We start from the raw sequence: 20174 nt of genomic DNA, 5'->3' as shown, positions 1-20174 counted from the left end.
ATCCCTACTTTCCTGTACGACGGCAGGTCCACGCACCTTCCCGGGTGACCAGCTGGGCGGCACCGAGGAAGGGGAGGTGTTGAGCCTTGTAGAACTGGAGCTGGCGGTAAAACCAGGTATCAGGTCGACCGCGTTTCATCTTCCGCAGGATTCGGCTGGCCACGGTCAAACCCAATGCTCCGCCTACGAGTGCACATGCAATGAAGAGCGATGGGTTGCCGAACAAGAACGACACAGGGATGCCCAGGATCACGCCGGCACCCCCGCAAGCACCAACCGTCCCCCACATTTCATCGGCGGTCAGGCCACCCATGACGATGGGTTGCCGGTTCAGGTTGTGGGGGAGGAAGTCGAGCGTTCCATCCTTGAGGTAAGTGGTCTCAGCCATCTCGCATCACCGGTTAAAGAACGCCAGTTGCCTTGGTCACCATGAAGATCCCTACGCCGATCAGGCAGACCCCGACCACGGCGGTGAGCCCCAGGTCTCGCCACTTCTTCTTGCCCTCATGGATCTCGTGGTAAACCCCGTATGCATGGGATGAGACGCCCACCATCATGCCCCCCAGCAGCAACAGGCCGACCAGCATGAATCCGTCGTAGCCATAGTTCTGGATCGTTTGCAGCCAGCTGGTGCCTTCACCCCGAGTGGGTGCCTGGGCACCAGGTAGGGCTGCAGCTGCTAAGCCAGGAAGTAGGGCCACTGCAGCGGAGGCAGCGCAAATGAGGGACTTGGTGGTTTTTCGAAGGGACATCGACTAACTCCTTGTTAGCTAGCTGAGAACGAGTGCAGAAAGAATCATCAGCAGCACGATGACTTTGATGGTCGACGACGCTGCAATGTGTTTGTCGAGGTTCTGGGTCGCCCAGCCTCGGTAGATGCTGTACAGCGCCCAGACTGCCCACAGCGTGGATAGAGTGATGACCGTGCCCACGAACAGAACGGTGCTGGCCTGGGGCGTAACGCCGCTGGCGGCGTTGAAAGCTGCTAGTTGCGCGCCGCTCATGCTCATGGCATCCGCCCGCCGGTGAGGGTGTACTTGCCTGCCAGCTCTGCGGGATCCCGTGGCTGAGCGCGACTTGGGGTCAAGTACTCCTGCAGGCCTTGGCGAACGCGCTGGATGTCGCCGGCCAGGCGCTCGTAATCGAAGTAGTAGCGCTGCCCAGGTTCGCTAGCGATCGTGGCGCTACGCCGTGCCGAGTCCTCCAGGGCATTCAGCTGGCGGATCATCACCTCGATGTTGGCCTGCTCCGATGCACCGGCCGCTTGGGTGCTGGGTGCGAATGAAAAGCCGCCGCTGACGCTGATCAGCACGCCAAGCAGGATTCGGCGAGGAGATGCAAGGAGGAGGGATGGCTTGTTCACGACTGGGCTCGGCAAGGCTGACTGTGAGCGTCAGGATGCCGAGGCCAGGGGAGGGCATGCCGCAAGAAATACTTATTCGGAGTCCGTAGAATTTTTTTTCCAATGCATCCATGCTTTGGAAGCATGCCCGACCGACTTCGGTGGGCGTTCGATTTGAGGCTTACTGATCAGATTTCGGGAGTTAACGGAGCCTGCGCTGGTTGGTGATTTTTAGAACCGTAGGGCAAAGAGGCTTTAAATGAGTTTTGTTGACGTTCGACTGAAAGTCCTTAAGCATGAATTAGGCCATTGGCTGGTGAGTCGACACGTAGGGTTTCGCGCTGGGGACATCCAAATCACTATATTCAAGGGGGAGGTGAAAAAAGGAGTAAATGAATACCAGCAGGACGGTTCCTCTATGGTTTTCACTGCACCTGTACTGAATACAATTGATGACCTTAAGGACTACCTGGACAGACGGTTTCAGGTTCTTTACGCAGGTATCGCTGCGCAAATTCATGGCCAGGCAATGACCCCTGAAGAGTCTGGGCGGATCATGGAGTTAGATGCTGCAGGCGACTTAAGAATTATTAGAGAGCTTGTTCCAATGCTCCGTGGTTCGGTTTATGGTCCTGAAATAAGTCCAGAAGTCAGCGAGAAACAGATTCTGGAATTGTTAGATCCAAACTGGAATAAAACCCAGTCCTTAGTCGCCGATCTCTATCCAAAAATTGAATGGATGGCAAAAACTTTATCTCCTTTCATCAAGACCCACGGTCGCCTCTATAATTTCCCCCTCTCCCTGCTCGAGGGTACTGAACAGCATTACTTGGCAGGTCCGGGCAGGGTATAGAATTGTGGTGCGCAGCTTCCATAAGCTTGCCGCTGGCCATGCCGCCATGATTTCGCTTTACATGTCATTGTCGAGTCACATAATTTAGCGATTGAGTCATGAGTAAAGAAAAATATCAAATCACCGAGAAAGCCACTTGGCTTACCCTTGTGATAATAAAGCACGATCTTGAAGATTATTTTTATAAATTAAATGACTCATCTTCGGATATCTTTGGTTCCATCAATGAGCTACGCCTTGTTCGCGATTCATTCATTACATTGAAAAATCTGGCCGACTGTATAGGTAGGGTCATGCCAATCCTCAGGAGTAGCTCTTCAGTAGAGCTTAGAGAAAATACCAAGCGTATACATAAGCGCGTTGATTTTATCGACCACGTAAGGAATAGGTCGGCGGGGCACTTTGACACCAAAGTCACCGAGCGTGCCGTTCAATGGATACCTGAAATTTTTCATGAAAAAAATTTCGCCCCTATAGATGTATATCTGTGTCACAAGGCACTTCTTGAGTCGTCGATAAATTCTTTTCTAGGGCCTTCGGGAAGCCAAAAGCTCTTTGATCACGAAATCGACATTCTTTATCCGCCAGATAGAGAAGTTTTCTTCAAGTTTCTAATTGAGTTGATTGGTGACTCAATCGAATGGGTTAAAGAAGCAATCAGTCATCTGGATAATCTTATCGCTAAATACGATAGTGCATTGGTTCCAGAGATGAGTGCTGTCGCCGGGCAGACAAATTTCAATCTAGCAGAAGAGTCGACATTCGATTACTGTCCGGAGAAGCTGTTGCAAGTTTTAGAGGGTGCGAAGGCGGAATTTATCAAGCAAGGCAGGCCTGAACTGGTTGGTGTGCTCGATCAATTGGCCAGAAAAGTAATTTTGGAATGATGTGTGGTTGTGCGCTGCAGCGCAATAAATCTATCTCGTTATGGTCTTGCCAAATTGTTTTATGCGTTTTTTGCGATTTTTTCGAATAGAGCCTAGTCATAACTGGACTCGCGTTTAAAGAAAAGTAGGTAGCCGATCGGCATAGCAAACCCGTAGGCCCACGCTTGGGCGTTCTGATTGCCATTCTTGATCTCCCCTCGGTATACGGGTTGTGTGCTAACAAGTTCCCAGCCCTCAGCGCCGAGCTTAAGTATCGTTGATTGAAGGTGTTCATTTTTCGCCAGGAGTGCGTCAACATCGGGCTCCAACGTCTGCTCCGTGGCTTTGAAAATCCAGGTGCCGCTAGTCGCAGCCTTGAAGGGTATCGCGACGTACTCAGCCCTGTGCTCGAATTTTTTGCTCATGCTAGCTCCAATATTCATTTAGCCGCGGATTTGCCGGCCTTCAGGGGCGAGCGCGTCGACGTAACGCCCCATGATGGACAGCACCAGGCTATTGATCGCCAGGATCTTCATCGCTCGGGTGACAGCGACATACAGAAGGTTCAGCTCATCATCTCGTCGACCTGAGTCGATATCAGGTGCAAGCGGGTCTGCCGTGAAATCGTCGAACAGCTCAACGAAGTCCCACTCCAGGCCTTTCGCCTTATGTGCAGAGGTCAGGGTGATCGTTGCATCAAGCTCTTTGTCCACCGTGCAGGAGCGCAGAGCCAGGATCCGTTGAGGCAGATCTGGATACATGTTGATGATCTTGATCGACCGGAGCATCTCGCTGTCCTGGCTCACCTCGGCGATCTCTACGTACTGGGCATAGTCCCGGTAGTCCCGGAGCAGTTTTTTGTTCTGCACCAGGTCGCGCTGCTGCCGGCTGAAATTGAAGAGGTCTTCCAGGTCGCGAACCGAGTAGCTGTCGATGCCGCCTACCCAGTAAAAGTTGGGCTTCTCGGTGACCAGACAAAGAGCGTTTTCGATAACGCCGATGACGGTGCGATGGATGTAGGTACGGTGTGGAAGTCCTGCCGGGAGTGCTTTCTTCACCAGGGTCTTCTCGCCCAGCCCTTGCAACTTCCTGCGCTCCCCCTTGTAGGACAGGATGATATTGGCGACATGGGCAACAGCGGGGCCGAATCTGAAGCTCTGGGTCAGGTAGTGCTTCTCAGCTCCTGCCATCCAGTCAGCGTTGAGGGCATCTTCTGCACCACGAAAGCGGTAGATCTGCTGGTGTTGATCACCTACCGCCACCTTCCGAGTGCGCTGGATACGCACAATGTCGGCGATTACAGGGTTCACATCCTGGGCTTCATCGAGCAGAACACAGTCGAACCTCTGGCTCAGGTCAGGTTTGCTCAACTGGTACAGCTTCAAGTAGCCGTCGTGGGTGATCTGCACTGCGGTGTCCTGCAGGTCGGTCATGCGTTTCCAGATGCCCATCGCCTCAGCTATTCCTTGATTCAGATACCGCTCCTGGGCGGATGTCAGCAATGGCCGATCGCGGAATCGCGGGAAGTGGCAGCGCTCGATCCGGTCATCGGCGCTGGCCATGAAATTGTTGAGGGTAGTGACGACATCCCGGACCAACTCCCAGTCCTGGGTATCGATCGCACGTGCGATGTCGGTCAGCCGCAGGTTGTTGGTCTGTTTGTGGCTGAATTGGGTGCCGTAAACGGCGAAGGCCAGCCCGTGGGCGGTCTTGTTGACCACGTTTCGCGGGAACCGCCCCCGGGCTGCGATTTCCACTGATTTGTTGTAACAAAGGTAGAGAATCCGCAGGCGGGAGTGGTGCTGCGCGTACCCCATCAAGGTTGTGGTTTTTCCACTTCCGGCGCCGGCCTGGATGAGGAGTTTCGGGGCCTCCGACTGGATGATTGGAGACTGTTCGTGGGTCCACTGCATGGTGCTCATCCTCACAAGTACTTCTTGAAGCTCGCGACCGTAATGCTTACGGACACGCCGAGCAGGGCAGCGCAGGGGAGCAGCAGCAACATGGGGCTGATGCTGACCGGGAGCGCCAGGTAGAGGGTCCAAGGGAAAATGGCCAGCGGGATAATCGTGGCGCGCGCCTTGTGGTAGAGGTAGCTGGATTCCCGGCCTGCGCCGAACTTGCGCAGGTCTCGCCGCACCAGTCCGTCCACCAGGCCTGTGAACGCGGCCATGGCGAAGAGTGGGACGGTCATCGTCAACACGACCAAGCGGACACAGAACACCAAGACGGTGAAAAGCGCTGCCAGGGTGTAGTTCTGCACGGTCGTGACGCTTTGCGCGGCCCAGTAGCGCATGTCCAGCTCGTTGCGCGGGCCTGCTTGGGCGATCGACTCCATCCCTTGGACCCAGCTGAGCAACCCGGTCTTGACGACCAGCCAGTCGTACGCTTCGGTGACCAGCCACGTAGCGGTGCGCCCGGGTTCTTGCACAATGGCGCTGTGCACCAGCCCTCTCGAGAGCCAACTCAGCTCGCTGTTGAGCATGTGCAGGCCATGCCGCCATCCTGCCTCAGGCCAGAAGAAATACAGGCAGACCCAGTCGACCAGGATGGCAGCGATGAGCGAGCCGAACATCACACCGAGGAAGTTGAACGGGAACCAGAAAACCTTGCTGAACAGCGATTCCTGGTGTTCCTGTTGCTGTGCAGCCTTCTTTGAAACTTCATCAGCCATGGGCTACCCCCTCACGCCGCTTCATCGGTGGCCACGTGGCGAAAGTCTTCCACCAGGTCCTCTGGGAGGGCGCTCTTCAAATCTTGATAGCCCGGGGCCTCCCACCATTCGCTCGATGACGCCGCCGATCGCCGCATGCCGGCAGCCAGCTCCTGCAGGTTGCCAGGCATGACTTCGTCTGGGTCGTTTGCGGGAAGCGGCATGCGGATCTTCCAAAGGTTGCCACCCTCGATCAGTGCGAAGGCCTGACCTTTGGGCAGCCCAACGACATGGGCCGGCTCAATCATTGGCACGCTCGCCATCTGCACCTGGTCATGTGAGCTCGAGGTGAATGCTGTCTTGCCATTGACCGAGTCGTTCGCACTGCTTGCCGGCGTGCTGTTGTAGATCTGCACTTTTGGCAGTTGGTTTGTGAGCAGTTCTGCAGTCGCTGTCTCGCGGACGCGCAGCATGAACAGGTTGTTGAAGTTACCGATCACCTGGCCGGCTTTGGCCTTCGAGCCAATCTTCGCCTCAATGTCGCTCATCGTCTGGGTATAGGCGGTGACCTGGATGCCGGCACCACCGGCTTTGTTCACCATCGGTATGAACTCGTCACCGATGAGCTCGTTGAACTCGTCAGCGTGGAGATTGATGCGCACTTTGCCCCCGGCCATGTGCCCAGGCAGACCATCGTCGATGCCGTGCTTGTAAATGTGACCTGCTACCGAGACCAGGTCACTGAACATCGAGTTACCCACGGCGGCGCTGACTTCGGTGTCGGACAGTGCGTCGAGGCCGACATAGACGACGGCGCGCTTCCGGATCACCTGCATCCAATCGAAGATGGGGCGTTGATCGTTGAGATCCAGGTAGTCAGGCGCGAGCAACTCAGCGATCCGCCCCGTGGTGAGCTTCTCGAGCAGTGGCAGCAGCGATGCGACGATCTTGTCGAAGTACGTCTTGTCGTAGCGCACCGCACTGCGCAGGCCGTCCATCACCGAATCGTTGATGCGCTTCTGGGTCAGGTACTGATCGATCGCTACGACCCGGAGCGGGCGATCCTTCATCGCGAAGGAGAGGTTCTTGCGGTCAATTTTTCCTTCCAGCTCGACTATGGTCTGCCAGGCCCTCGGATCGTGTTCCGCGAAGTACTTCTGCGCATACTCAATGAACAGCTCATCGATGTTGATGACGTGCCGGCGGATCTGTTCGTAGTCAGGGCGGCGGCCGAGGGCGACCAATGACTGTGCGATGATGTTGACGAATCGCCAAGCGAACTCTCGGAAAGCAGCAGAGTTGCCTTCGCCGGACAGTTGGCCGGCGATGCGGGTGGCGACTTCGCTGATCCGACCGAAGCGGCCGATGGCGTTGTAGCGTGCCGAGATGTCCGGCCAGCCCAAGTGGAACACGTAGAACTCGTCCAGACGGCCAGCCCGCTTGCATTCGACGTACATGCGCTTCAACAAGTCGGCATCGCCCTTCGGGTCGAAAACGATAACCACCTCATGATCAGCCTGCTGCTCGATCTGTCCGCGGCGGCTCCAGCGGTGCGGGGCTTGGTTTCTGCGCCCCATGCGTACACGCGATCTCGGGCGGTGTGTCCTGCGGATATCCTGGGTGATGAAGACCTCGGCCAATCGCGTCTTGCCAACCCGTGTGGTGCCCAGCACCAGGGTGTGGCCCACCCGTTCGCCGAGTGGAAGGCTGACGTTCTGCTCGTTCGGTTCGATACCGTGCAGCCTGGGCAGCCCGCCCACGGGGGGAAGTGGCCTGGCAGGGTTCCAGTTGGAGTCCCAGCCGGTGAGCTTTGTGATCACCCTCAAAGGGAATGGGGCAAACTCCAACCGTTCCTCGAGCCAGCGTGCTTGCAAGTAGAGTTTCGTTGGCTCGACGTAGGTGGCGAACTGGGGAAGGTAGGTGTCGGCCAGGCGCTGGGTGTGTTTCTGCGTCCAACGGAATCCCCGGCCAATGAACAGACGCTCGTTGCTGATCGGCATTTCCGCGCTGGTCATGGTGTAGTGGGGGAGACGCCGCAGGTTCGCCTGGTAGCGCAGCACCCTGCGCGCCTGCAGCAGCCGAACGGTGCCCAGGTAGGTGAAGCCCAGGGCGGCCACAATCCCGAACAACGGCGTAAGGGCAAAAGCCCACGGTGCGCCGATGCAGAAAGCGGCCGCTACGTAGCAGACCGCTGTTGTGAACAGCTCCACGGGAGGCCGCAGCAGAGACTCAAGGGTGTACGTGGCCATCTCAGGTCCTCGGGATGTAGGTCAGGGCGTCGGCTTCCTCGCGTGCGGCCTCAACCTGGTCTGGGGCCAGGCGATCGGCGAGGCGCTGAGCGAATGCGTGCTCATTGATCTGGGAAATGCCCGTCAAGCGCCCCCCGTAGAGTTCGCTCACATGGCGAACCTGCTCGATCATTTGCTCTCTGCCGGGGCGATGCAGGGGGTGGCTGATGATCAGCGTGAACACCGGCGATACAGGTCGTGATGGGCGCATGCGGGGGCTCACTGCTGAAGGGTTGTGGCTGTGATCAGTACTGGGTAGTGCCGCAGCCCCAGGCGACCAGCGAGATCGCTGGCAGGAACGGGCATCACCTGCAGGCCGGGTGCCCAGCGGCGAATCTCCTGCAGTCGGGCAGCGCTACTGACATTTACCGCAAGCCCCACGGCCTGGAGTCCCTGCAGTTGCTGCAGCCTCTGTGTGAGCCAAGCCTGCGATCCTGGATCGTCACCGACGATGAACATCGGCTGCAGGCCTCCGGCGTTGATCACTCGGCCTTGCACCTGGCCGGGGCTAAGCTCAGGTGTGATAACCGGAAATGCTCCGCCAGCCCGAACACCGGCTGTAATCGGTGGAGAGGCAGTCGGTTCGGGTGCGAGGTCCTGGTAGTAGGGCAGTGCGGAGGAGCCGCCACGGTCCTCTATCACGGTGAGGACGGTGTTCTGGGCAGCAATTGCTGCCTGGGCCAGGACTGCCAGCGTTGCCAGGGCCAAGAGTTGTGCGACTTGGGAGCGCCAGATCTGGAAAATCGTCATGGGTTTCGTACCTCGAAATTGATGCCGGTGACCCGACTGAGGTGTTTTGCGAAGTAGGTGCGATATTTGGCTGCCGGCGCGCCACCTGCAGGCCGGTGATACCGCCCCGCGGCATCGATCCAGCTTCCGCCCTTGGCCTTCTGCTCGGCCAGGATCTGAGCAGTCACCGCCAAGTTCTTGTAGGGGTCGAGGCCTTCGCAGAGGGAGCTGTAGCGATGTCCGTTCGAGCGGATGTTCGTCTGTCCCAGGCCTACGTCGACGCGAGCAGGACCCGCCGTGGCGATTGCGACTCCTAGCGCGCGGCAGGCGTCTGCGCGGGTGGAGAACCTGTAGCCAGTGCCGGCGACATTCAACGTCCACGGCCAGGGCACAAGCTGGCCCCGTAGCCGCGTGCCGCTCTCCTGCAGGGCGACCGAGTAAAGCACCACCGGTGGCACTCCGTGCCTGATGGCGATCGCCTTGTACGCCGGAGGCGGATCCTCTACAGCCGATGCGTTGCCCGCGATCAGTATCAGCAGAAGGCACTGCGGCCAGAGCCTCACTGACGGCGCCATGATCCGTTTACCTGTGTAACGGTAGCCGGGAGGGATCCACCGAGGCCCAGTCGAATCCAGCGGCCCTGGTCATGGTTGAGTGTGATGAGTCGGCTCTTCACGTTGGATGGGTCTACCCCTGCCAGAATGGCCCATCGGCGGATTCGCTCATCATCGTTTTGGCTACCCACGAAGTAGAGGTCGAATGGCGTCTGGGCAGCCTGCAGGCGCTTTACTTGGTCGATACAGGGAAGGCAGTCGTCCTGGACGAAGAGCGCTGTGCGACCGCTGCCAGCCAGAACAGGGCCACTTGTGGACGAGCCTGACTGGGCAGTAGGGGAGGAGGAGATCTCGATTGCTTTGATACCTGGGTACAGCCGCTGGTACGCCTCGTCGTAGGCGCGCTGATAAGCAAGTTCCCTCTCCACCCGCTGCCGCTCTGCCTGGACCTGCAGCTCGGCAAACCGGCGCCGTTCGCTTTCCGAACGGGCTTCGACACCTAGCGCTGTGAGAGGGTCCAGTCCCGGGGAGTACACCCCTCGTGGACCCTGCATCACCTCTTGATAGCGTTCATATTCCTTGGCAGTCAGGCCCCACTCCTGCGCTGCTTTGTTCTGGATCTGGTTCAGCGACAGGGCGCTTTCCCCGGTAAGTTGTTGAACACTGGAGGTGGCAGAACCTGCTGCAGCGGTGGATGGTGCAGCCTCAATAGCCGTTGCAGATAGTGCGCAGGCGCAGGCGATGGCACGAATGATCGGTCGATTCATGATGGATGTCTCATGGCTGGATGCTGAGGGTTCGGGTTTTGCCACCGGCGTCGAATGTCGCGGTTCGTTCGTCGACTGCCTTGAGCCGCCAACTGCTGCCACTGACCACCTCACCTGGGCGAATCAGGTAGATCTGGCTTAGGCGGGTGCTGCCTGTGGGAGCAACCGACAGGAAGCGCTCGCCGCCTCGATACTCAAGGCCAATCATCTGGAAGGGTGGAGGCTCCGGAGGGGCTGGCGTGGGCTTAACCGGGGAGGGCCTCGGCCTTGGTTTGGAAGGTGGGGCTTTTGGCATTGGGGAGACTGCCTGTGCCTGAGACCTGGTGAATTTCTGCAATCTGCCATCGAGTGACTCAAAGTCGGCCCGAAGTATCAGGAGATCGCCAGCAGTCGCGGATGATCGTGTGACCTCACTTGCTATGACATGGGCCCGCTTGGCTACGGCTTGCACGGCATCGATGCGACTCGAGAGCGCCAGCTGGCTTACTCGGAAATCCTCCATCGTGACCAGAGGCGTTCCGGAGACAGTGTCTAAGCGATCGTCAATCGCGCTTACTCTGCTCTGCAGTGCGTCGATGGACGTTTTTTCTGCTGCCCTATGCAACACGCTAGACAGTGTCGACAGTTGATACTGCTGGAAGGCAATGATGGCGCCCAGGGAAATCAGCCCCGCAGCGATAGGTAGATTTTTTCGGATGGGCAGTTTCATGGAGGTCCTCTCGAAGCCGAGTACACCCTGTCGCAACCACGAATCTGTTTCAGCAGAAAATCATTAGCCCAACCGCTCGGATTTTTGCTGCCGGGTATCATTCTGAGCGGGAAAGTGGAGGTGCGACATCAAATCGCCTTTCCCCCAGCCGACAGGGGGGGCGGATGGTCCGCAGTGGCCATCCTACTTCTGAGCTGCGCGTTCGCGTCGGCGGTTCTAGGAAACGGCTTATTCCAGTGCACGCCAGATGCTAGGTGGTAAAGACCCCGGACGAGCCAGGGCTCCGGACGACCTGCTGAGAACTGCGGAAGGTGTTCTTTTGTCAATGGGCTGACAACTTGCGCGGACTGGTGATTTGCAGCGTGGTATTCTTTGTCCCCATCACGAGACGCTGAAAACCGCCTGATTTAAGGCATGCGCTCGCCGTCGAGTTGAAACCGGATCTTGCGTTCAGTGGACGCTGAGTCCGAAACGCGCGCAGAGCTGTTAATCGCAGGCACAAAAAAACCGCCTGGGGGGCGGTTCGTTTGTGCGAATCGAATGGACGTTCGTTTCGCGGTCCGCTGATAGCGGTCACAGGCCGATAGTATCCACCATAGTGGTACTACGCAATACGCTTCCAAAAGCGTACATCGTGCGGGGACGACTAGAACAAGTCCGTCGAACGGTCAGAAAATGGTTTACAAAGCCGGTTGGTAAATTTGTTGATGAAGGTAAACACCCACGAACAAGCAAGAACAAGCGGGGAATAATCATTATTTTACGCTAAACCGTAAATTTGGCTTGAACGCCTGAGAGGTGCTGTGTCAAGAGTAAATCCTGACACAGCAAAATAAACCTCCTCTGCACGTAAAAGGACTTTTTTTAGTCATTCGATCAGTGGTATGAAGAAACACGGACAGTTACAGCGTTCGTGAGTACCCCTCAGCCGCGTCTGGACAACGCGCCGGTCACCGAGGGCCAATTGACACCCAGGCTCGCTGATAGTGGTCACACCCTTCGGGGCTTATCAGTGAAACCGTTGCGCAGACCGGCAGGCGCTACGGGCCAGGGACTTCCCTCATGGGAGTTTCTATCTATGAAGGTGCTTAAGCGCTTCATAGAGGTCGTCAACGTGGCTGATTTTTTGGCCAAGTTGGCAAACGTGTACCGGGCTTGGGCCTGGTTCCGTGATCACCTCGATAGCTAAGTTTTACTGCTGTAAGGCCCCGCCGCTAGGCGGGGTTTTTTTTGCCCTGCAGGCGGGCCGGCGGACCTTATACTTTGGTCTGGAATCCACCGCATAACCCTCACGACCTGGGCCGTAATGGTTGTGCCGAAATAGCTGACCGCTACGCCGAGTACATCGAAGTGCAGCTATGGCGTCAGATCGACACCGGGCATGCCGCTTAATGGCTCATGCTCCAATGCCCAAAGACGGGCGGCTTCAGCAAACTCAAGCATATCTGTGAGCTGATCAGCATCGACGTCGAGCCGACGGTGTGCCGACATTGCCATTTCTGCAAGCACCGCGGCACGTCCGTCTGGATCAGCAACCCATGCGGGCTGGTCGTTCAGCTCCGCCAGCCACCCTACCGGCAAGGTCAGCATTTCACGGTCCATAATTGATCGATCCGCGTTGTGTAGGATTGGCTCATCATTTCCCGCCTCATTCCCCAGTCCGGCGTTGCCGGCACACTGGCGGCCCGCATCGTCCCCCTCCCCCAGCGCTCGTTGATATCGTCCATCACCTGCATCAGTCGGTCACACGCCACCGATTGCTTGAGCGCGAACAAGTCCTCAGAGAACTCGCCTGGCTGTCGCAGATCCATCAGCAGCACCTCGGCCTTGCTGTAGCGAAACCCGGGCCGAAAGATCCGTTCCACGGCATCGGTGGCCAGCCGGGTCATCAGCAGCGTGTCGCAGGTTGGGTAGGGTAGCTCCACCAGTGCGCCTTGAGCGTGGTGCGCTTCATCAGGGTTGAACATCCCGGTGCGGATGCTCACTCGCATGCGTTTACAAACCGAGCCTTGAGCCCGAAGTTTCTCGGCCGCCCGGCCAACGTAGGTGGCGACCGCCTGCTTGATCGGCGCAAGCTCAGTCAGCCGCTTGCCAAACATCCGGCTGCAGCAGATTTCCTGTTTCGGCGGCTCAACCTCATCCAGTTCAAGGCAGGGTGTGCCCGCCAGTTCGCGGGCCGTCTTCTCCACGACCACGCTGAACTTCTGGCGAAGCGTCCACGGATCGGCCTTGGCCAGGTCCATGGCCGTGCGAATGTCCATCGCCGCGAGGTGCGCCGTCATTCTGCGCCCGATCCCCCAGACTTCCTTCACCTCAGTGTTGCGCAGGACCCAATCACGCTTGAACGGTTCGCAGATGTCGACCACCCCACCGGTTTGAGCCTGCAATCGCTTGGCGGTGTGATTGGCCAGCTTGGCGAGGGTCTTGGTGGGAGCGATGCCAACTCCCACGGGGATGCCGGTGCATTGGAAGATTCGCGAACGCACCTGTCGACCGAACTGGGTCAAGCTGCCCTGAATGCCACTGAGTTCAGCGAAGCATTCGTCGATGCTGTAGACCTCGGTGGCAGGTACCATCGACTCGATGAGCGTCATCACCCGCTCACTCATGTCGCCGTAGAGGGCGTAATTGCTGCTGAAGGCCATGATGCCGTGGCGGCGCAGCTTGTCTTTCGCCTGGAAGTACGGCTCGCCCATTTTCACGAAGGGTTTGGCGTCGTATGACCGAGCGATCACGCAGCCGTCGTTGTTGCTCAAAACGACAATGGGGGTTTTGACCAGATCCGGTCGGAACACGCGCTCGCAACTCGCATAAAACGAGTTGCAGTCTATCAGCGCAAACACCTGCTCACTGCGCATGGTCACGCACGCTATAACGCACCACGCCCCAGACCACCAGCTCGTCACCTTCCATGATGTACCGGGCGGGGTACGCCGGGTTCTCGGACTTCAGTATCATCACTCCATCCCGGCGATGCAGCCGCTTGCAGACTGGCTCGCTGTTGACCGCTGCAATGACGATATCGCCGTGCTCAGCCTCTCGGCCACGGTCTACGATGACGATGTCACCTGAGTAGATGCCTGCTCCCTGCATGCTGTCGCCTTCAACCTTCACCAGGTACACATGCGGCGCGCGAAGATCGAACAACTCATCCAGGGAAATGTGGCCCTCCAAGTGATCTGCTGCGGGCGAAGGGAAGCCTGCTGGGACGTGAAACGAGTAAAGCGGCAGCGGTTCGGTACCGCCGGTTGGCGTACCCAGAAAAGTGATGGTCATGATGAAGTGTCCGATGCAAGCTGTATGCATATACAGTTAATCTGGCATCGTTCCTCCGGTCAATCCTGGGCAGCGATATTTCTGACAGGCGAGAGGTGAGCTATGTGTGGACGGTATTCGATCTACGAGTCGATGGATCACTACCTACGCCAGCTATCGTTGGACCTGGTGGTGATCAATGGCTATGACCATGAGGCGATCAATCGCTACAACGTAGCGCCGTCGACACGAGTCGAGATCATTCGACAGGTCGGTGATGGGTTGACCGTGGATCGCGTGAAGTGGGGCTGGTCGCCATTCTGGGCGAAGGGGAAGCGCCCCGATCCGATCAATGCACGGGCCGAGACAGTGTTGACGGGCAAGTTTTTCAAAGGACTGTGGCCAGGGGGTAGAGCTTTGGCGCCGGCCAACGGCTGGTTTGAATGGATACCGGATCCTGCCGACCCTAAGCGCAAGCAGCCTTACTACATCACCAGCGCTGACGGAGCGCCGCTCTACTTCGCAGCCCTTGCCGAAGTGCACCAAAACATTGAGCCGGATGAGCGCGATGGATTCGTGATCATCACTGCAGCGGCGGACCAGGGGCTCGTCGATATCCACGATCGAAAGCCTCTGGTGCTTACGCCGGAGACAGCTAAGGAATGGCTGGACCAGGCAACATTGCCGGAGCGTGCAGCTGCGATCATGGAGATGGATTTCCGGCCAGCCGCTGACTTCCGCTGGTACCCGGTCGATAAAGCAATTGGAAACGTGCGTAGCCAAGGAGCCGAATTGCTGAGCCCTTTAGCAGATCATCAGACCCAGTTGGATTTTTAATCAGGATCTCGTATACGATCGAGAGAAGCGATAAGGTTTTGGCATAGTGCCATCAATAAAGGGTTTTGCGCTGTGGCCTGAAGCCTGGCCAACAATGAGAGACATAGGACAGGCTTGCCCCTAAGCCGGCGCCCGCTGCTGGAAATTTGATTTTCAGACGCAAACCCTGGTGTCGAAGGATACAACTGCTTTTTCGATGGCGCCATCATGATAAGGAGATTTTGACGTGTCTAAACAGGCATTCACCGCTGCTCAGCGAGAAGCAATATGGCTTGCTCACTCCCGTAAATGTGCATACACGCGTGAACTTCTGGATATAAGTAATTTCCATATTGATCATGTGGTTCCAGAAACTCTTGCCGACAAGTCTGTATTGTTAGAGGAGACCCTTGCTAGGCTTGGTCTACCTAAAGAGTTTGATTTGTTTGGTTGGGGTAACTTGCTGCCTTGTCGCCCGGGGGCGAACCTTCAAAAGTCTGCAACGGTGTTCGAACCAGCTCAGATTCACTTTTTCTTGGGGGTTGCAGCAAGTAAGAAGCAAGAGGTTGTCGATAACCTTGAAAAGATTGAGCGGAGAAAGAATCGTGGTAGAGCTATTATTTTGTTGCAGCAGTGCTTAGAGCGAGGTGAGTTATCGGCCGAAGAGGTCGGGAGACTGTTGGAGGAATACGCTGAAGCGCCTGAAGCAATCTTCGAACTTCTTGAAGGCCTGCAGTTTACGGACGAGGAAGAAGTCACTGTAGTCTCTAAGTCCGATTTAGAATCGCTCCTCGATCGGCCAGTTCGTTTGGGTGAAAACTCTCACATTGATGGAGTAACGCTTACAAATGATAATGGTGAGCAATGGTTGGTGAGGACATGCAGGGAATATGAAAGTGCTCATGCGGATGGGTTTTACGCATTGACTACGTTTGATATGAAGATGGCTGCATGGTTTGAGCATCAGTGCGGACTTCTTAAAGCACTTCAGGCTGCCAGCATTTCGTCTGCTAGTTACGTGTCGAGCCCAAAAGTAGGTATTGTTGATCTTTCCCTGATGCCGTTTTCATTTTTCCCTAGTATGGGAGAGGTCGAAGAGGAACATGAGCCTTCCGTAAGTTATCAAGATAAGCTGGACGACGGTGTGCTTACGATAAAGCGGGTATCTCAAAACCTAATAGTTGTAGAATCTGACTCTATGGGTCAGAAACTTGTAGAAGTGATGCGGGCGGATTTGAACGGTGATGGTATTGAAGATATTCTTCTTTTTGAGTACTGCTATGCTATAGGTGGTACCTTTGGTTTTGGTGGTATCAAAATGATTACTCGTTCAGCTCCCCAAAGTATGTTTGAGCTGGTTCCTCCATGTGATTCGTGTGCAGGTTGATTTGCTGCAATTTGCTTAGTTTTAATCGGGCGCACTCATCACCACCGCCACACCGAATGGCTCGTTCGGGAAATTATCTCCAACGACTTGAGCGCCGGTGAGTGGGTGAAAGCAGAAATAAGAAAGGCCACCAGTGGTGGCCTTAATTTTCATGCAGCGATTAACTGGCGAGCGAGAGCCACCTCGACTGAGTCTCCATTTTCGTTCAACGCATCGAGTCCTGATTGCGGGGCATCGCCTGAGGTGCTCTGCATCACTGCGATCTTTCTGGCCATCAGCTGTAGGCACGGAATCTGCGAGCTTCCGGCATAGCCGAAGAAGACCACACGCACTGGGTGCTTCTGTCCAATCCTCCACGAGCGCCGCGCGGCCTGCTGCAGGGTGTACACGTTGTACCCCGTCTGTAGGAACGCGATGGTTGGAAAGTCCAGTAGGTCCAGCCCGGTCTTGACCAGCTCCGGGTTAGTCAGCAACACGTCGACGCCGCGGTCGACCTGGTCGAGGATCCAGTCCTCGCGCCGAGCTGTTTCAACCGTGGCTCGCAGTACTGCAACTCGCAGGCCGACGTGCTCGAGGACCCTCTTCAACCTGGACGTTGTATCGCGTGTCCCGCTGTAGACGGTGTAGGCGAGGACCTTGCGGCCTTTCGCTTTCTCATCGAGGCACAGGTTCAACAGCGCCTGCTCCTTTGGCATCAGCTCATCGTCACTGAACAGCGCCGGCACGTAGGCCAGTGTGTCCCGACTGCGTGGATGTTTGACAATCTCCGATCGGAAGCAGCAATCCGGCCATGCCAGCAGCACGTTAAGCACCACACCCAGGAGGGTAGTGTCGCGGCGTGCCAGGGCTTGGCGGAGTGCCGTTGTCAGTGTCCCAGCCAAGCGCTGGTAGGCCGAGGCCTGCTCCAGCGACATCTCCACGTCGACGAACTCTTCCTGGTAGCTGGGCAGCACGTTGCCACCGATGTCCTTGAGCTTCAGGAACACGGTGAAAGGCAACACGAACCGATGGATGCCTTTCGGGCCAAAGCCTGGGGCCTTCACGGTTCGTACCGAGAGCTTTTTGCCCTTGGCCGTCTTGTGCGAATCGCCGTCGCGCTCGGTGTAGATGTCCTTGAGCACACCGTGATCGCGCATGAACGACATAGCTGCAGGAGCCATGCTGCCACGCGCATTGGGCCGGTAGCCGTCCTCGATCATGCGCTGGGTAAGGACGCGGAACAGAAGATAGAACAGGTCGTCAGCGTAGCCGCCCATCAGTGTCCCGGTCAGCAGCAAGGTTTTACGCGCCTTGGCTGCCAGAACGCCCATGGCCTGGCCTTGGGCTGAACCGCTGTTCTTGTACTCATGCCCCTCGTCGACCACGAGTAGATCGAAGAAACCATCGGGTAGGTAGCGCTTGATGAACTCCGTCGGTTGGTAGCCGCCCTCACCGAAGCCGAACTCGATGTTGGCCATTGCACGCTCCATTCGCTTGGCCTGGCGGTCACTGAAGATGAAGTTGCCCTTGGCGTCCATCAAGTTGATGAACTCGGACACGTTGTCTACCAGCATGGAGGCCAGGAAGTCCTCGCCAAAGTCGTTGAGTAGTCGCTCCGCCCGGACCGGGCCGATCGTGGGTATCCGACACATCGACTTCAGGATCGTCGAGCGGCGGTCGCCTGCATCAGCTTTCCCTGGGCGCATAAGCGTCCAGAGGGCAGATTTGCAGGCGGTGCAGTTACGCCGGCGATCACCACGTCCGAATTCAGCCACGGTGACCAGGTTGCCTTCCAGGTCCTCGAGGACTTGGCCGCAATCTGGACAGGTCGCCAGCAACTGGCCGCCGGCGCCGCGCTTCTTCCCGCAGGCGAGCCGCCAGTGGAATCCCATGCGCATGCGCACGCGGCCGAGGATAAAGAACTCCGGGCGGCCATCGTAAACCTGCCCCGACTGGTCGCGCAGCTTGAGCAGCTTGACCAGGGTATCTGGGCCATTGAGCACCCATACGCGGGCTTCTGGCGTGGTCTCCAGGATCTCGCGGCGCCACTTGTAGACCAGATGAGGTGGTGAGATGACGAGCGTCCTACGGTAGCCGGCCGCATGCATCACAGATGCAACTGCGATGGCCATCATGGTCTTCCCGGTACCCATCTCGGCGTTGATGATCGCGGCTTGTTCGTTGCGATCGAGCAGCAGCGCGGCGATGGCTTGGACAACCTCAGCTTGCGCAGCGAAGGGCGTTCGCTTGAGATTGGCCATCACGGCTTGGCGCTGTTCGTTGGTGGTGCCGGTATAGACCGGGGGGTTGGATCGGTTGAGTGACTCCAAGAGCTCGTCTCCGAACTCGTCGATGAAGTCGGTCAGGTTGATGTTCAGAGGGGATCCGACCGAAGCGGCCGGGTGGCTGATTGCGTTCATGTGCATTTCCTGTAATCGAATCCAGGGCATGCACATAACCCGACGGGTATAGGCATACCCTGGGGGTTGGGGGTGAAGGGGGCGCCGTTGCGGCGAAAATCAGTAGTCGTTGGGAAGCAGCAAGGTGGTGGAGCTGCGGTCGGCCTCGGTGATGATCCAGAGCCTGGATTCATCGCCGGCGTCGATGTCGTAGCTTGAGAACAAGCGGTCTCCGTGTGTCAGTGCAAGCTGGTTGGAGGCTCGATCTTCATCGCACAGCTCCCCCCAGTCACCCGCCAGGTGGCGTTTCAGCGCGGGGGTTGGGTTGAGTTGCCCGGTTTCCACCAGGTTGCTGACAGCGGCAGTCATCACGATCTGTCCCGGGTTAAATAATGGCGTTGCAGCTGGTTCCTCAGTTGCAGGTGTGTCGTCGATGTGGGCTGGTGATGAGCTGATGATCAGCACTTGGCCGAGATTCAATGACGCTGGGGTCATTTCCCAGGCGCGGATGATCGGGATGAATCGATCTGTGAGAATCCTGACTTCTGAGACGTTCCCTTCTTCGTCCTCGGTGAATTCGGTCTTGCGTACCTTGTCCTTGTAGGTGTCACCCTTCACGACCAAGATCCGTCCCGACTTTGAACGTACAACGCCGGAGATTGCGCCGGCAGCCAAGGCCAGTGCGAGATGCCATCGAGATAGCTCGCGGACCGGGGCTCGGGGTTGTAGGCCGACTTGCCCGAAGTGCAGGTTGAAATCTGGCCATAGGCCCCGCAACCGCAGGATCTCGGTGGAGAATTGTTCTGGCTCCAGTGTGATGCGGTAGAAGTGCTCCAGCTCGCAGGTTGCCGACGGGACGAGGTACTGTTCCCGCGGCCAGGTGGCCGGGATCTCCTCGGCCTGTTGTCCAGCGCCGATCGCCTGCAGGTGAGTTCTCACTTGGTTGATGTCGGCTCGGGCCAGATCTTGCCGGCGGACACGGATGCCGAGGATCACCACCTGCTTGAAGGTGGGGTCCGCTGCGCTGTAGATGCGTAGCTCGGCGAAGTGATTGCTCAGCCATCCCGTCAGCTCGTCGTCCAGCACGTAGTGCGGGATGATCAGGACCATTGTGCCGCCGTACTGCAGAAGCGGTAGGCAGCGTTGGTAGAAGGCCTTCTCCAGGCGCCGGCGACCGCTCCCCTGGTACTGGGAGGCACCGGAGTGGTCAGCGACCAGGTCACCGTAGGGTGGATTAAGCCAGAGCAGGCCGAATGACTGGCGGCTGATCAAGGTGTCGAAGAGGTCGCTGTGCAGCACCCGGTCGAGCAGCACGCGCGCGTGCTCTGCCCGTTCGCGATCAAACTCGACGGCAAACGCTTGGACCTGGTCACGGCCCAAGATGTGGGCTGCTTCAGCTAAGGCCACGCCCTCTCCGGCACACGGGTCGCAGATCCTCATCCTGCCCGAGGGGGAAGGTGTGAGGGCCTGCAGCGTGCGTTCGAGGGTGACCTCATCCGTAGGGTAGTAGCCGTTGCGGGCGAAGTTACGCGCCAGGCGCGGAAACATGAGAGCCATAAGGGTTCCTTGAGTGAGTA

General features: G+C 57.4%; 22 protein-coding genes. 4 read left to right on the top strand and 18 right to left on the bottom strand.

Annotated elements, in window-relative coordinates:
• Positions 1-4 precede the first annotated feature (4 nt).
• Genes NGJ21_RS03390 through NGJ21_RS03375 form a run of 4 tightly spaced genes read right to left on the bottom strand, consistent with a single transcriptional unit; the run spans position 5 to position 1324 of the window.
• Complete coding sequence (locus NGJ21_RS03390) at positions 5-388, bottom strand: TIGR03750 family conjugal transfer protein (RefSeq protein WP_251961833.1); 384 nt, start codon at positions 386-388, stop codon at positions 5-7.
• 13 nt (positions 389-401) lie between these two features.
• Positions 402-752, bottom strand: coding sequence for a TIGR03745 family integrating conjugative element membrane protein (locus tag NGJ21_RS03385; RefSeq protein WP_251961832.1), 351 nt, complete (start codon positions 750-752; stop codon positions 402-404).
• Positions 753-770: 18 nt separating this feature from the next.
• Complete coding sequence (locus tag NGJ21_RS03380) at positions 771-1010, bottom strand: TIGR03758 family integrating conjugative element protein (RefSeq protein ID WP_251961831.1); 240 nt, start codon at positions 1008-1010, stop codon at positions 771-773.
• On the bottom strand, positions 1007-1324 hold the full coding sequence (locus tag NGJ21_RS03375) for an integrative conjugative element protein, RAQPRD family (RefSeq protein WP_251961883.1): 318 nt from the start codon (positions 1322-1324) through the stop codon (positions 1007-1009). Before NGJ21_RS03375 ends, NGJ21_RS03380 begins: the two co-directional genes overlap by 4 nt.
• 277 nt (positions 1325-1601) lie before the next feature.
• Here NGJ21_RS03375 and NGJ21_RS03370 point away from each other — a divergent pair, with 277 nt between their 5' ends.
• Entirely contained in the window at positions 1602-2195 is a 594-nt protein-coding gene (locus tag NGJ21_RS03370; RefSeq protein ID WP_251961830.1) for a hypothetical protein, read from the top strand.
• A gap of 98 nt (positions 2196-2293) precedes the next feature.
• A complete protein-coding gene (locus NGJ21_RS03365) occupies positions 2294-3082 on the top strand; it encodes a hypothetical protein (RefSeq protein WP_251961829.1) in 789 nt (262 codons plus the stop codon).
• A gap of 92 nt (positions 3083-3174) precedes the next feature.
• On the opposite strand, the gene NGJ21_RS03360 is transcribed toward NGJ21_RS03365, so the two are convergent.
• The 12 genes from NGJ21_RS03360 to NGJ21_RS03305 all read right to left on the bottom strand — a co-directional run bounded on the left by NGJ21_RS03360 (position 3175) and on the right by NGJ21_RS03305 (position 14037).
• Positions 3175-3486 carry a DUF4177 domain-containing protein gene (locus NGJ21_RS03360; protein ID WP_251961828.1) on the bottom strand — a complete coding sequence of 104 codons (312 nt, stop codon included), beginning with the start codon at positions 3484-3486 and terminating at the stop codon, positions 3175-3177.
• Between the two features lie 18 nt (positions 3487-3504).
• Positions 3505-4974 (bottom strand): UvrD-helicase domain-containing protein, encoded by a 1470-nt coding sequence (locus tag NGJ21_RS03355; RefSeq protein WP_251961827.1) that lies wholly within the window; start codon positions 4972-4974, stop codon positions 3505-3507.
• A gap of 11 nt (positions 4975-4985) precedes the next feature.
• Positions 4986-5735 (bottom strand): TIGR03747 family integrating conjugative element membrane protein, encoded by a 750-nt coding sequence (locus NGJ21_RS03350; protein ID WP_251961826.1) that lies wholly within the window; start codon positions 5733-5735, stop codon positions 4986-4988.
• Positions 5736-5746: 11 nt separating this feature from the next.
• Entirely contained in the window at positions 5747-7963 is a 2217-nt protein-coding gene (traD, locus tag NGJ21_RS03345) for a type IV conjugative transfer system coupling protein TraD (RefSeq protein WP_251961825.1), read from the bottom strand.
• A 1-nt stretch (position 7964) separates the two neighbouring features.
• Positions 7965-8213, bottom strand: coding sequence for a hypothetical protein (locus tag NGJ21_RS03340; protein ID WP_251961824.1), 249 nt, complete (start codon positions 8211-8213; stop codon positions 7965-7967).
• Positions 8214-8221: 8 nt separating this feature from the next.
• Entirely contained in the window at positions 8222-8752 is a 531-nt protein-coding gene (locus tag NGJ21_RS03335; RefSeq protein WP_251961823.1) for an integrating conjugative element protein, read from the bottom strand.
• On the bottom strand, positions 8749-9306 hold the full coding sequence (locus tag NGJ21_RS03330) for a lysozyme family protein (protein WP_251961822.1): 558 nt from the start codon (positions 9304-9306) through the stop codon (positions 8749-8751). Before NGJ21_RS03330 ends, NGJ21_RS03335 begins: the two co-directional genes overlap by 4 nt.
• A complete protein-coding gene (locus NGJ21_RS03325; RefSeq protein WP_251961821.1) occupies positions 9291-10052 on the bottom strand; it encodes a TIGR03759 family integrating conjugative element protein in 762 nt (253 codons plus the stop codon). The genes NGJ21_RS03330 and NGJ21_RS03325 overlap by 16 nt, the downstream gene beginning before the upstream one ends.
• A 10-nt stretch (positions 10053-10062) precedes the next feature.
• Complete coding sequence (locus NGJ21_RS03320) at positions 10063-10761, bottom strand: methyl-accepting chemotaxis protein (RefSeq protein ID WP_251961820.1); 699 nt, start codon at positions 10759-10761, stop codon at positions 10063-10065.
• Positions 10762-12117: 1356 nt separating this feature from the next.
• The gene (locus NGJ21_RS03315) at positions 12118-12351 is read right to left on the bottom strand and encodes a hypothetical protein (protein WP_251961819.1); all 234 of its coding nucleotides are present in this window, start codon (positions 12349-12351) and stop codon (positions 12118-12120) included.
• A complete protein-coding gene (locus NGJ21_RS03310; RefSeq protein ID WP_251961818.1) occupies positions 12345-13619 on the bottom strand; it encodes a Y-family DNA polymerase in 1275 nt (424 codons plus the stop codon). Before NGJ21_RS03310 ends, NGJ21_RS03315 begins: the two co-directional genes overlap by 7 nt.
• Positions 13609-14037 (bottom strand): LexA family protein, encoded by a 429-nt coding sequence (locus NGJ21_RS03305; protein ID WP_251961817.1) that lies wholly within the window; start codon positions 14035-14037, stop codon positions 13609-13611. Before NGJ21_RS03305 ends, NGJ21_RS03310 begins: the two co-directional genes overlap by 11 nt.
• 102 nt (positions 14038-14139) lie before the next feature.
• Here NGJ21_RS03305 and NGJ21_RS03300 point away from each other — a divergent pair, with 102 nt between their 5' ends.
• Together NGJ21_RS03300 and NGJ21_RS03295 are read left to right on the top strand one after the other, a co-directional pair.
• Positions 14140-14853: an SOS response-associated peptidase gene (locus tag NGJ21_RS03300; protein WP_251961816.1), complete on the top strand. Its 714-nt coding sequence runs from the start codon at positions 14140-14142 to the stop codon at positions 14851-14853.
• A 226-nt stretch (positions 14854-15079) separates the two neighbouring features.
• A complete protein-coding gene (locus NGJ21_RS03295) occupies positions 15080-16219 on the top strand; it encodes an HNH endonuclease (protein ID WP_251961815.1) in 1140 nt (379 codons plus the stop codon).
• A 149-nt stretch (positions 16220-16368) separates the two neighbouring features.
• On the opposite strand, the gene NGJ21_RS03290 is transcribed toward NGJ21_RS03295, so the two are convergent.
• Positions 16369-18618 (bottom strand): SNF2-related protein, encoded by a 2250-nt coding sequence (locus NGJ21_RS03290; protein ID WP_502943486.1) that lies wholly within the window; start codon positions 18616-18618, stop codon positions 16369-16371.
• Positions 18619-18717: 99 nt separating this feature from the next.
• Positions 18718-20154 (bottom strand): DUF6094 domain-containing protein, encoded by a 1437-nt coding sequence (locus NGJ21_RS03285; RefSeq protein ID WP_251961814.1) that lies wholly within the window; start codon positions 20152-20154, stop codon positions 18718-18720.
• Between the last annotated feature and the right edge of the window lie 20 nt (positions 20155-20174).

The organism is Pseudomonas sp. Marseille-Q5299, from assembly GCF_943737035.1.
Lineage (GTDB): Bacteria > Pseudomonadota > Gammaproteobacteria > Pseudomonadales > Pseudomonadaceae > Aquipseudomonas > Aquipseudomonas putida_E.
This window is presented reverse-complemented; position numbering and strand designations above follow the sequence as displayed.